This window comes from Stenotrophomonas bentonitica, assembly GCF_013185915.1.
GTDB lineage: Bacteria > Pseudomonadota > Gammaproteobacteria > Xanthomonadales > Xanthomonadaceae > Stenotrophomonas > Stenotrophomonas bentonitica.
In genome coordinates, this window is the sequence record NZ_JAAZUH010000001.1 from 2,448,021 (window position 1) to 2,461,843 (window position 13,823).

Here is a 13,823-nt window from a genome sequence, read left to right on the forward strand (position 1 = left end):
CGTGGCGAAGTTAGCTCAATTCGATTGTTTCTGTTGAAACGCGCGGTTCGATTGACTGTGCCTAAGACGATGTCGGGAATGATCCAGATGCGGGCGCTAGGCGTTGTGGCGCATGCGCATCACAGAGTGTGATGCGTATCGCGGCGTATCATTTCCAACGCGTTTTCAGTTGTGAAGCGCCATTTTTTTCTTGCCGTTTTTGGCATGGATTGCGCGTGCGGATGCAGGCGGTTCCGATGTTTGCAATGCCCCATCGGATGTTGGGGAGTTATCGGCGGTCGGCTGGGGCGCGACCCTACCTGCGATTGAAAGCGTCATTCGTAGAGGCATCCGGATGCCCCGTGGTAGGCTCGGTTCCCAAACGACCGCCGTGAAATCATCCGCGTTCGTTGACGCATGGAAATGATCGGCATCGGCATTTCCCGTGGCCACCGACGCACTGTCGGAGGGTCGGCGGGGGTGGGTTTGAGGGGGCACGAGCCGCATGGGTCGGGCGCATGCGCCCGACGGGTTGGGCAGGAGCCCAACCCCGGTCTTGCCGTGTGCGCAGGACAGCGCACACGTGCAAGCGGCGATGAGCTTACATGGACGTACTTGCAGCGTCCCCCACAAACCCGCACCCGACGGCCCTGACCAGGAGAACTTTGCAGACGGCGGCTGTTCGCCTGAATCCAACAGCAGCCGGGCAGAGCCCGGCTCTACTTCTCTCTACGCCAGTTGATGGAACCACGGTTTTCCACGGTGCTGGATTCCACTTCAATGTCGAAGCCACGCCGCAGCAGGTACTTCAGCGTAATCACCGAACCGCTGCCCACCAGCGAAACGCCGTAGCCCACGTATAACTTGGGCGAGATGTACTTGCCGAAGCCGATCACCGAACCGCCCAGCGCGCGCGACTGGCTGACACCCGCATCATCCAGGCCGAGCTTCGCGCCCAGCTGCGACGCCAGCAGGCCACTGCCGGCCGAAAGCGCCGCCGACGCCGCCGTGACCTGCTGCGTCTGGTCGCTGCTCGCGCCCGTGAGGCTGCGACCCAGCACCAGGAACGCCAGCGCTTCCGACTGCGACATCGCCGGGTCCGACCACACATCCACCCGCGGTGACTGCGCACGCCCGGTCACATCGATGCCCGCCGTGACATCGCCCACCCGGCGCTCCGCACGGATGTTGATGCGCGGGTCCGAGACCGGGTTGAAGTTCCAGTTGAGGTTGCCGCGCGTAATTGTCAGGTCCTGACCGTACGCCTTGTAGCGCCCGCTCACTTCCAGCGCACCGTTGGCCGTCATCTCACGACCCGGCCGCGACCACACCTGCATCTTCCCGCTCAACCCGCCCTTCAGACCGAACCCCGCCATCCGCACGTTGTCGCCCAGGCTTACCGTCAGGTCCATGTCCAGCGGCGAGCTCGGCCCCTCTTCCGGATCGGCCGGGTCCAGCACAACCACATCTTCAGACACCGACGTGCCGCGATCCAGCCGCTCCAGGTCCAGGTCCGCTTCCGGCACGTGCACCGTGCCGCGCAGCTTCATCGCCGCCGCTTCCAGCGTGAAGTCCAGGTTCGGGTTGGCCACGATCCGCAGTTCCGGCGTGTTCGACAACAACACGTTTTCCCCGTGGATGTGCAGCTGCAATGGCTGCGCATCACCGAACCACGACAAGCCGCCATCGACGAACAACGTGCCCTTGCCCGAGTTCGCCTGCGCCGTGATCTTGGCCGAACCGTCCGGCTGCGCGACGAAACTGCCGCTGCCCTGGTCGAAAGTCAGGCCCAGCGCCGGAAGCTCAGCCTTGAAGTTGCTCAGCTTCGCATCGCCACCCAGCGACGGCGTACCGCGCGTGCCACGCAGGCTCACATGACCTTCGATCAGACCGGTCGGCCGCACGATGTCCGGCGAGAACAGCTCCAGCCAGTACAACCGCGACATGTTGAGGTACAGCTCGCCATTGAGCGGCGCATTCGCATCCCAGCCCGTCTGCACCTTCGCATCGACGAAGCCATTGCCCTGGAAGCCCACGCCCAGCTTCGCGTTGATCTGCGCCGGCGTCATCTCCAGCGTCGCCGAGAACTGGTCGTAACGCACCAGCTCACCGCGCGCGTTGTCGCCCAGGCGGATGCCGCCTTCCAGCGACGCGATCTTCGCACTGCCTTCCCACGCGTTGCCACGCGGACGGATGCGACCATCCAAAGTGAGCTCGCCACGCAGGTACAGGCGCCGCCCCGACTGCGGCGGCAGCCATGGCTGCACCAGCGCCAGCGGCAGCGCGTCACCGCGCACCACCAGCCCATCGCGCGGCCAGTTCGCGCTCGCGCACAGCGCGCCACCGGTGGCCGCACCCAGGCAGGTATCGCTCAGCGTGAAATTACTGCCTTGAACGCTGAACGTAGACGACTCGCGCAACGCCCACGGATCGCCCTTGACCGGCGCGATGCGCAGCGCGGAGAGGTCGCCACGCCAGGCATTGCCCTGCTGGCGCACGCCGCCCTGCAGCGCCACTGCGCCCAGTTCGTTCTTCGCCTGTGCGTCCAGCCGCAGGTTGGAGACGCTGCCGGTTGCGTCCACGTTGAGCGTGTCCAGCAACATCCCGACCTGCACCTTCGTACCCTGCAGCGCCAGCGTGCCATTGCTGCCCTGCCACGGCAGGCGGCCGCGGATGCTCAGCGCTTCAGCACTCCAATCGTTGTAACGCAGGCCACTGCCGACCAGGTCGGCGGTGATGTCCGGCGCCGTGCGCGGCCCGCGCACCTGCACCGAGCCGCGCAGCGTGCCGGTACTGCCCGGCATCAGGTCGTCCAGCTGCACCGGTTCCAGCTGCGCCTGCACGTCCAGCCGGTCGCCCACGCTGCCGCGCGCGGTCAGCCGGCTGTTGCCCACCGCCAGGCGCACGTTGCCCTCGCCCTGCTGCCCGCGCAGCGCGAAGCGGCCCTGCGCGTCCACGTTGCGGTTGCGCAGCGTGCCGCGGATCCCCGGCACGTCCACCGTCGCCTCATAGCTCGCGGCCGTGCCGGCCGGGCTGCCCGCCGGCACCGGCAGCTGGCGGCCCTTGGAGGCCACTGAGCCCGACAGGCGCCCGTCCCAGCCCGGCACGAAATAGCCCGGGTCGAACGCCGCCAGGTTCGCCGCCACGTCCCAGTCCAGCTGCGGCGACCACGCCACCTGGCCGGTGACATCCAGCGCACCGCCCGGCGTTTTCGCCTGCAGGCGCTTGATCAACGCGGCCGTGTCGCTGCCGCGGATGTCGAAGTCCAGGTTGGCCGACTGCTGCTCACGCGCCACCGACGCCGTGCCCACCGCCGCCCACGCCTTGAGCGTGCCGGCCAGGCCCATGCGCGCTTCCTTCAGCGTCACCGGCACCGGCTTGGCCGCGCCGGGCGTGGTGGTGTCCGCTTCCGGTACGAAGGTCAGGTCGTGCGCCACGATCGAGAACCGCAGGCTCGCGTTTTCGCGGTCGGTGAAATCAGCGGTGCCCTGCAGGCGCGCCTGTCCACCAAAGCCCTTCACCACCAGCGGCGACACCGTCAGCACCTGGTCGGCCAGGCCCACGTTCGACGGCGCCAGTTCCACCGCCAGGTCGCCCTGCTGGATGCGCCCCTGCAGGTTGGCCTGCCCGCCCTTGCCGGTCGCGGTGAAGTCCAGCGACAGCGGCACGCTGGCCGGGTCCATGCCCGGCACAAGCAGCGCCAGGTCCAGTTCCTTGCTGCGTGCACTGGCCTTCCACACCGGCTCGTCGCGGCCTTCGAACACCAGGCTGGCCTGCAGCGGTGCCGGCGCATGCCCGGCCAGCGCGATTTCCATGCGGCCCAGGTTGCCGCGCGCCACCAGCCCCAGTTTCGCCGGGGTACGCCCGCGCGGTGCCGGCAGCGATGCCCCGATGGTGATGTCGGTGGTGTAGTCGTTGCCGGGCAGGTAATGCCCGTCCACGCGGAAGTCGCCCAGGTTGCTGTCCACCTTCAGCTGGCGCGCGCGGAATTCGCCATTGGCGATTTCCAGCCCACCGCGCAGCTTGGTGATGTCGATCAGCGGTTCCTGCGCCTGGGTGACGCGGAAGCCGTCGATGATGATGGTGTCGGCCTGGATCGCCAGCGGCATCTCGATCTGCGGCAGCGAACCGGGCCACGACGGCATCTCGAACGGCTCATCGCTCTTGGCGAGGTTCAACGTGGCGTTCTTGATCTGCAGCGCGTCCAGCTGCAGCTTGCGACCGAGCAGCGGCCGGATGTCCGGGTCCAGATAGGCACGCTCGGCGGTGAAGTGGATGTCGTCGTAACGGAAATCCAGGTCGTGCAGCACCAGCGGTCCGGACACCGGGCCTTCGATCCGGCTCCAGGTCAGCGTAGCGCCGGCCGGCAGCCGCGCCACCACCTGGGCCAGCAGCACGTCGCGCCCGGCCACGGTCTGCAGCAGCCAGTACACCAGCATCAGCGCCAGCAGCACCAGGCCCAGCACGGTGAAGCCCGACCACGCCCAGAAGCGGCGCTTGCGGTAGAAGCGCACGCGCGGCGGCGGCGGGGTGGCGGGGGTCGGGGTCGGCGTGCTCACAGGTCCGCTCCGATGCTCAGGTACAACTGGAACTGCGAGTCGGGGTTGTTCAGGCCGTGCGCGATATCCACGCGCACCGGGCCCACCGGCGACTTCCAACGCACGCCGAAGCCCACGCCGGTATGCAGGTCGATGGTGTTGTCGAACGCGCTGCCGGTGTCGACGAACACCGCGCCGCCCCACGGACCGCCCTTGAAGTAATGCTCGTATTCTGCCGAGGCGGTCACCACGTTCTTGGCGCCCAGCGCGAACTTGTCCGGCGGCGGCGTACGCGGCCCGACCTCACGGAAGGCGTAACCGCGGATGCTGCGGTCGCCACCGGCGAAGAAGCGCAGGCTGGGCGGCATCGCCACCAGGTCGCTGGTCCAGGTGGTCCCGGCTTCGCCACGCAGGATCAGGCGGTCGGCCTCGCCCACCGGAATGAACCAGCGCGCCATCACGTTGGCCTGCACGAAGCTGGTATCCGAACCCACGCCTTCGATGCCACCGCGCATCGTGGCGGTGCCGCTGATGCCGCTGCGCGGCGCCAGCCGGTCGTCCACGTTGACGTAGTCGGCCACCAGCTGCGGGTAGACCAGGGTGGAGGTGTTGTAGATGGCGTTGGTGAACTCGGTGCCCGAGGCATAGCGCCAGCGCTCGCGCAGTGCGTTGATCGAGGCGATCGCGGTCCAGTGTTCGTTGATCTCGCCACTGCGGCTGGCGATCAGCTTGAAGTTGCGCAGGTCGATGTAGTCGGTCTGCTCGTCGTAGGCGCTGGCGGTGAAGCCATACCAGCCGTCCAGCCACTTGAACGCCGGAATCCGGTAGGTGCTGACCAGGCTCTTGCGCTTCTGCGCGTAGTCGAGCTGGGTGTTCATCTTGTGGCCGCGGCTGTTCATGAAGCGCCGCTCCAGGCCACCGCGCACACCGAATCCGCTTTCGCTGCCGTAGCTCACACCGGCGGTGTAGATGGTGCGCTTGGCGCGGGTCAGGTTGATGTCCACCGGCACGTTGCCGTTTTCATCGGCCTGGTCCGGCTGCGGCTGGATGTCGATCACGCTGAAGTAGTCGAGCTTGGTCAGCGACTCGCGCAGGCGATCGAGCTTGCCCTCATGGAAGTAGCTACCCTTCTCCCAGTACACCAGCGGGTCGAACAGGCGATCCACGAAGTAGTCCTGGTGGAAGCGGATATCGCCCATGTTGTAGCGGCGGCCGCTGTCCCAGGTGAGGTCGATGTCGGCGGCATTCTCGGCGCGGGTGATTTCCACCCGGCGCTGGGTGAAGTCCGCATCGAAGTAGCCACGTTCGGCCAGGCGCCGGGTGATGGTCACGCGGCTGGCGTCGTAGCGGGTGTGTTCGAAGCGCTGCCCCTTGCGCGGACGGAAGTTCTCGATGTCTTCCTGCAGGTACTGGTCCAGCTGCGCCGGACCGGTGATGTCGATGTTCTCGCGGCGCACCAGGGTCGGCGGGCCGCGCTCGACATGGATGGTCACGTGCAGGTTGTCGCCCTCGCGCGGGCTCTCCACCTTGATCACCGGGTTGTAGTAGCCGAACGGCTCCAGCGCGCGGCGGGTCTGGCGCTCGGCCTGCGAAAGCAGGTACTCCAGCCGCGACTCGCCCTGCGGCGTCCCGATGGTGTCGTACAGCGACAGCGAGACTTCGATGTTCTCGATGATCTCGGCGTCGTCGCCCCTGTCCAACCCGGTGATGTCGACCTTCTCGATGGTGCCGCGCGCGTGCGCGGTCGTGGCGAGGGCCAGCGACAGGAACAGGAGGGGCAGGAGGTGTTTCAAGGGCGGCATGGACACAGGATAGCGGGAACGGGCTGAAAACGAAGCCTGTATCCACCCCATCCGGGCTGTCGGACATCACGCCATATTCACGCAGGTGGCAGGTCTGCCAGGAAGGTGGACCAGTCCATGGGCGCCGACACGAAGATGTCATACGGCCCGCTGGTGGCCACGCCCGATTCGATGCAGATGGAGAAGAATGCGAGCTCCTTCTTCCCCGGCATGCAGGCGTAGTAACGGTCTCCGCAGCCGTGGCAGTTGTAGAAGCCGAACACCAGCACCCCTTCGCGCAGCCCCAGGTTGACCTCGTCCGGATCGACGCCCTCTTCGTCTTCGGCCTCGGCAACCAGCCGCTGCACAGGCCCGTCAGCGTCGCTTTCCCTCAGGAAACCCTGCTCGAGGTACCCCTCGAGTTCCGCCGCGATCTGTGTGCGGAAGGTGTGGCAGACCAGCGGCTTGGCCGAAATGCAGAACTGGAGGAAAGTGCCCTCGCGCCTGCCGAGTTCCTGCTCGCGGGCATCGCCGAGCAGGGAGACGGTGGGCTCGACGGCGGCGACTGCATGGGTGCCGGCCGTGGTCATGCCTGCGTTGTTGATGTTCACTTCGAGCTCTCCCTGCGTCGGACGGTACGCCTGCGGCCAAGGATTACAGCCTCGACCGCAGACGCTGGCATGGTGCACCCCGCCAACCCGGCACACCAGCAGGGCTGACTTAAAAGGCCTGTTCCTCCCTGGCGTCCCACAACCTGGGCGTGGGTTGCGCGGGCGGGGTCCTGGCGAGATCTGCCGCGACCCAGTTGGCGAGCACCGAGTCCTTGAGCTGTTCGGTGGCCTCTGCCTGCATCTGCGCGTCGGTGTATCCCTTCGACACCCAGTCCTGCCGGCTGCGCTCGACGAGGCGCTCGATCTTCTTTTCAGCCCACCATTCGCGGCGCTGCTTGTTGTCGTTGAACCGATAGAAAATGTTGATCTTCATCTCCGACAGCAGCTCCACCATTTTCCTGAACCTGCCATTGCAGCTGCTTTCGCACGGGTGCATTTCGGTGAGCACGGAGAGGTCTCCCGACAGCGCCGTGATGGGTGCCTGGCCGTTGCCCTTCAGCGGCGCGGCGATCTCCGTGACGGCGGTGCCGAGGCTGCGGAACAGGTTGTTGATGATCTTGTCCTCGCTGCAGGAGCGCACCAGGTACACCCGATAGGGCTCTGCGGCCACCAGCGCGCGCGCATTGCTGGGCAACAGGCGCGCATCGCCCAGCACGCGCTTCATCGTCGCGGACAGGTCATTGGGTCCCAGCCGTTCGATGTCCGCATCGCTGAGCTCGCCCAGCCGCACTTTCCGGTCGCGTCCCTTGGTGCCCGGTGCATGCACCAGCAGGTCGTCTTCGGTCAGCAGGATCTCGACCGACGCCTGGCCCGGTGCGGCCAGCCTGCCGCCCACCGGCGACAGATCCGCGCCCAGTGCGTACTCGGCCGGGAACATCCCGGTCTGGGTCAGCTTTCCGTCTGCAACTGCGTTGGGGATCAGGACGCGCCGGATGTAGTTCGGCTCGACGAACCCGTCGCTGTTCATCCAGCTTCGCGGGTCGCCGCTGGCAGCCGCCCCGGTGGGTGGGAAGGACGGCCCGAGATCCACCGGCTGTCCCTTGTACGACAGATCGCTCAGCCGATAGTTGGCGAAGTTCATCGTGTCGAATCCCTTCAACAAGCCGAAGTCGTTCCTGCCCAGCGTGCTCATGCGCTTTGCATCTGCCTCATCCAGGGTCAGCTTCTGCTTCTTCAGCGCCTGCGACTTCGCCCACAGGGCGTTGTATTCGCGCTCCAGCGCACTGCGTTCGGTGAATCGGGCATCCATGGTGGCGCGCAGTGCGATCAGGTCCTCGTCGAGCGCATCGCGGACCTGCACCTCCTTCAGCTCAAGCGTTGAACGCGCAACCGCCGGTTCACAGGTATCGGCCGAACGTGCCGTGCGCCCGCCGCTGCGACGCGGCACCGCACATTCGGGCGCGCCCTTGGCCTGCTTCATGCGCTCGATCACCGCGCGCCGCAGCCGTTCCGGGTCGCCCACCGACTGCTGTTCGGCTTCGGCCAGCTGGTCGAACACGCGCTGCTGCCAGCCTTCCAACGGTCGCGCAGCGTCGGTCGGCACGTTCGCCGCGACGTCACCGGCGAAGGTGACCTGGCCGGCGGGTGCGCCGCTGGGCGATGCGCTGAAGGTCAGCATCGTGCCGCCGCCCGAGGGCGCCGAACGGGTACTCCACGCACGACCGGGCAGCACTTCCTGCAGGTGGGACAGCAGGACCTGTGCTTCGGACAGCGTGCGGATGCGCCCCTGCACCACCGACTGGCGCTGTTCGCGCAGCTTGCGGTTGGCCAGCACATTGGCCACCTGTGCAGCCGTGGTGGACGGGAACAACCAGGACTCTGCGGCCCTGGCCAGCTCAGAGTCGGCTGCGGTCAGTTCCTGCGCCTCGGGCCGGGTCAGCTCGGGGTAGTGCTTGACCAGGTTGTCGGCCGCGGTCGGCAAGCGGTGCTGCATCGCCCGCCAGCGGTGCCAGGTGAGCTGGCTCTGCGCGGGCTTTGCGGCGATGACCTGGGCCAGTTCGCGCCGCACGGCCAGCATCACGTCATCGCGTGGGCTCTGCTCGGCCAGGCCCAGCCTGTGGGCCACCTCGGCGAGACCGGCGGCGTCGACCAGCCCATCCACATCCGGCAGCGACTGCGCGTCCAGTACTTCGACGTGCAGGCCGACCGGGCCAGTGCCGAAGCGGGCCCCGCGCATCCAGTCGCCGATCTCATGGTAGTAGGTCTCGACACTGCGACCGTTGCCCAGCCTCGGGCTGTCGGCCCAGGCGCGCAGGATGACCGCGCCTTCACCGGGTCGCCCCAGCGTTTCCGGGCTGGCGATGATCTCCTGGATGCGCTGGCGCATCGTCCAGTCGTTCACCACATTGGTCACGTCGGCCGTCGGCTTCCTGGACAGGGTGAGCACGCCGAAGATCGCTTCCAGCTCATCCAGGCGCGACGCCGGCAGCTCGCCCGCCCCGGGGATCGCCTTCACCCAGCCGGGAACCGCACGCTCGGGATGCGGCATCGGGGTGGTGGTTCGCCCGGTCGTGCTGGAACGCGCCTGCATCCGCCGCCACTGGCCATCCTTGAAGTGCACCGGCGCGCCGGCCGCGTCGCCGTCGCTTCGATCGCGCAGGCGGCGGACCCCGTTGCGGTCGACATAACTTTCGACGAATTCGCCGTTGCGCTGCAGGTACTCGCGGCCCTGCTGCAGGTACAGCGTGCCGCCATCGGGAAGCGGGCGCGACAGCATCGGCGCCTGCTCCAGCGTGGCGCGTGGCTGCACCCATGCCGTGCCCAGCGTGCCGTCGGCGGCGAACGCCCGCGACTGCAGGCGCCATTGGCGCAGGGCGTCGACCGCGTCGGAGACGGTGTCCAGGCTGCGCCTGCCGACCTGGTACAGCAGCTCGCGGATCCGGTTGACCTGCGCGAAGTCGATCCCTTCGTACAGGGCCTCTGCCAGGGCCATCAGCGCGGCGTCACGGTCGCCGCGTTCGAACTGCTCGAAGCCTTCCTCGATGCTTCGTCCCACCAGCCCCAGCGTGCCCGCCAGGCACAGCAGGGTGGCGGTGCCGCCGCTGGCCAGCGAGCACAGCGCGCCCACGCCGGCCGCGCCCATCAGGGTGAACGTGTCTGCGAACCGCTCCAGCTGGCTGACGGTCATCTCGTCCACGTCGTCGACACGCGCGGCGATCAGCGCCTCCGCGGCCGCGTCAGGGCCCTGCGTGGCCGCGAATCCCACCGGGATGGCGTAGCTGGCCGAGGTATGCGCGAACATCGCGGCCAGGTCGGGGTGGTGGCGGTACTGCGCGCGCGCACGGATGTAGGTCTGCGCCCCCGTGCGGCGCAGCCATTCACCGAACGCGCGCTCGTCCAGCAGGCGGTCGCCCTGCGCGGTGTCGGGCAGGAACACAAACGTGCCCGCGCTGCTGCGGATCGCCCACAGACCCACCAGAACGTGGTCTTTGAGGGTCACCGCCTGCAGCGACGACGGCCGCGTACCGTCGGGGTCCAGCCGTGCGTGCGCGGCCTTCAATGCCGTGCGCGTGGCCGCGTCTATCGCGCCATTCTGGTAGGCCACCTCGATCATCCAGCCGGTGCGTGCGCGCAGCTGGTCGGCCAGCGCGCCGGCGAATGCGTTGCCGTCGGCACTGTGCGGCAGCGCCTGCAGGTGGTCGATGTAGGCGTCGGCCAGCGCGTTGCTGTCGGCGTAGTCCTCCAGCACGCCGCACAGCGCGCGGCGCAGCGCCGGGTCCTGCAGCTGCGCGCCCAGCACGGCGTCGACATCCGGAGTGCCGTGTGCGCCGGCCTGGTAGGCCACCAGCTGCATCGCATCCAGGCTGGCGTCGTCCAGCCAGGGCGCCGGCTCCAGCCGCGCCTCGGGCATGCCGGCGGCATCCGGCGACCAGTCGGGCAGGTTGGCCGGCATCGAGGGGCGACGCAGCCCGTGCCGCTGCCACCCGCTGGTGGCCCAGTCGGTCAGGGCCATCTCGTGGGCCCCCACGCGCAAGCGCACCCGGTCCGGGTCGAAGCCTTCCAGCGAACCCTGCAGGCCAGCCATGCGCAGTGCACGCGTCATCGCGTCGCAAACGCTGTCGTGTGCGTGCTGGCGAAGGCTCTGCAGCGCGGTGTCCTGCTGCAGGCGATAGGCGTTTTCCGCGTTGACGTTGGCGATCCCGAGCGGACTCCAGCGCAGTAGGTTGCGGTCCAGCTGCTGCTGCGCCAGCGCCTGACCGTGCACGACCAGCGCGTCGGCCCACGCCTGGCGTGCGCCCGCCGGTGCATCCACCGGGGCGAAGTCGAGCCGGAAACTGTCGGCCGGGTTCCACGCCTTGGCGCTGCGGTCGCCGCTCTGGAAACGCGCCCAGCGCGATTCCCACGATTGCACGCGCTCGCGCAGCGCGGCGCGTTGTGCCGGCATGGCCGCCTGCACGATGTCGCCGGCCAGGGTGCCGTCGATGCTGCCATTGGCGGCGAACATGCCGATGCGCGCACGCTGGGCGTCCAGGAACTGTCGGAAAGCGCCTTCGTCGCCGAATGCCTGGAAGCTGGCCAGGTCGGAGCGGTACAGCACCACCTGGCCGCGCAGGCCCGGCTCGCCGGCACTGCGCAACACCAGGTAATTGGGCACCTGCACGGTGATCGGCGTGCCATTGGGCAGGCGGTCGATGTAGGTCAGGGTGGCGCGTTCCACGGCGCCGGTGCCCTGCAGGAAGCCCAGCACCACGTCGGCGCCGCGCCGGTGCGCGTTGCCGCTGCCCAGCGCACCGTGCGCCTTGGCCTTCAGCGCGTCGATGGCCAGGCGGGCCTGCACCGCGCGACCCAGCGCCGGGCGCAGCTGTTCGACGCGGGCGTTGATGTCGCCACGCAGGCGACGCGCCTCGGCGCTGCGCACGAAGCGGGTCAGCTGGGCGCGTTCGGTGGTCGACACGGGTGTACCGTTGCGCAGGAACACGGGCGTGCCCTGCGCGTCGCGGGCCAGGCAGTATTCGAGCAACGGCAGGCGGTCGTCCACGGCGATGCCGGCGACGCGGGCGGACGGCAGGCGCACTTCGATGTCCTGCCAGTCGCCGTGCCAGCCCGCCGTGCGCAGCGCCGCACGCATCGAGGCGCCGGCGCCGTCCTGCACGGCCGCCAGTGCCGGGCGCAGGCCGCGCAGCGCCTGCCATTGGCCGACCAGCAGCTCCTGCTCGGTGGTGGGCAACTTCGCCACCCATTCCCAGCCCGGACGCGTGGCGATATCGCGCGCCATCGCCACCGACCAGCGGCGCATGCTCTGCACCTGCTGCAGCAGTTCCGGGTCATCGCGCAGGGCGTCCAGCTGAGCGGCGGTCACGCCCTGCAGCTGTGCGGCGTAGTTGCGGTGCGGTGGCGTGGGTGCGGCCGTGGAGGCCGATGCTGCGCGTCGCGTGCGACCGCCGCGCGCGGCGGGTTCGATATCGCCCAGCACCAGATCCAGTGCAGTGCCCCAGTTGCCATCCGGCAGTTCCACCAGGTCGTTGGCGAGCTGGGCGGCCACGTCGGTGGTGGTGGTCGCACTCGGCGCAGCGGGCCACAACAGGTTTTTCAGCCCCCACGCTGCGGCGCCGAGGCCACCGAGGCTGCCTGCAACGGCGCCATACAGCACGCCGCGGCGCAGGCCGGGCGCGCTGCGGGTGGTTGCGCCGGCGGCTGCGCCCGCGCCCCCCTGCAGCGGCGCGGTTACCAGCGGCGTGCTGGCCGTCACTTCCTGCAGCGGCACCGCGCCCATGTCGGTCATTTCGATGGAGGGCGGCCCCTGTGGCACGGGTTGGAAGCCGCCGCGTCCCCACTGGCGCAAGGCCGTGAGGCCGGCACCCAGCCAGGGAATCCACCCCGTCTGCGGACGCGCGGCTGGCGATGCAGCAGCGTCCGACGCCGCTGCAGGAGCTTCAGATGCTGGCGGCGCTGCAACGGCTCCACCCGGGTGTGGCAGCCCGGGCGCCTGCCACGCGTCCTGCCCGACATTCGCCACGTCCCACGGCGGAATGATCGCCTCACGCCGGTCCACCGCCTTCTGATGCGCAATGCGTTCCAGCTTCTGCGCATGCGTCAGCGGGACCTTCGGTGCAGCGAGGTCCGCACCCTGTGCCGATGCAACCGGCTCCAGCAGCGCACTGCCCACGCCGTTGAGCACGGCGATGCGCTGCCAATGGTTGGGCAGCTCGGCGATGAAGCGGCCGATGCCGTGCAGCTGGCGGCTCGGCGAGGGCAGCGCGCGTTGCACCTGCCAGAGCAGCGCGGCCACCGCCAGCGCGGACAGCAGGTGGCCGCCGGCCAGGTTCGGGCGCAGCTGCGCGTCCGTGTCGGCGATGCTGTCGTGCAGGCTGGCCAGGCCGGTGCGTACGGATTCGGGCAGCGACTGCACCAGCGCATCGAACTCGGCATGGCTGCGCAGCGAGGGCAGCGCGGCGGCCAGTGACGGCAACACCCCCGCCAGGCTGCTCCAGCTGCCGCTGAACGCCGCACGCGCCACCTGGCCTGCGCTCAGTGCGCTGTTCGCCCAACCGGGCAGCGCCGCAAGCAGCGTGCTCCAGGCGGCGCGGTCGAGCACGGTGTCCAGCACGTTCAGGCCCAGGTCGCGCACCATGTTGAGCTCGTGATCACGCGCGGCCAGCGCCTTTTCCATATGGGCGGTGACCTCGTCCCGCTCGGCTGGCGTGGTCGCAGCGGCGAGATAGCGGTCCATGATGTCGGCGACCTTCCAGCTCTCGGGCGGGTAGGCGGCGCGGATCCTGCCGCGTACCTCTGCTTCGCGTTGGGTCAGCTCCAGCACCGGTGTTTCGGCGTCCACCGCCGACGGCAATGTCGCGTTGCCCACATGGTCCGGGCGGATGCCGTCCCCGTCCTGCGCGGCGGGTGCGTTGGGCGGGGCCGTGTGCCGATCAATGGTTGAAAGCAGCAGGGCGGTGGGGTCTAGCGAGGGCATGGAT

General features: G+C 68.7%; 4 protein-coding genes. All 4 read right to left on the reverse strand.

Going from position 1 to position 13,823, the window contains the following annotated elements:
* Positions 1–698: 698 nt before the first annotated feature.
* Positions 699–4,538, reverse strand: a complete 3,840-nt coding sequence (locus HGB51_RS10810; protein ID WP_070208891.1) for a translocation/assembly module TamB domain-containing protein — start codon at positions 4,536–4,538, stop codon at positions 699–701.
* The gene (locus tag HGB51_RS10815; RefSeq protein ID WP_070208890.1) at positions 4,535–6,319 is read right to left on the reverse strand and encodes an autotransporter assembly complex protein TamA; all 1,785 of its coding nucleotides are present in this window, start codon (positions 6,317–6,319) and stop codon (positions 4,535–4,537) included. The genes HGB51_RS10810 and HGB51_RS10815 overlap by 4 nt, the downstream gene beginning before the upstream one ends.
* A 77-nt stretch (positions 6,320–6,396) precedes the next feature.
* Positions 6,397–6,909, reverse strand: a complete 513-nt coding sequence (locus tag HGB51_RS10820) for a hypothetical protein (RefSeq protein ID WP_070208889.1) — start codon at positions 6,907–6,909, stop codon at positions 6,397–6,399.
* A gap of 109 nt (positions 6,910–7,018) precedes the next feature.
* Positions 7,019–13,819, reverse strand: a complete 6,801-nt coding sequence (locus HGB51_RS10825; protein ID WP_070208888.1) for a hypothetical protein — start codon at positions 13,817–13,819, stop codon at positions 7,019–7,021.
* Between the last annotated feature and the right edge of the window lie 4 nt (positions 13,820–13,823).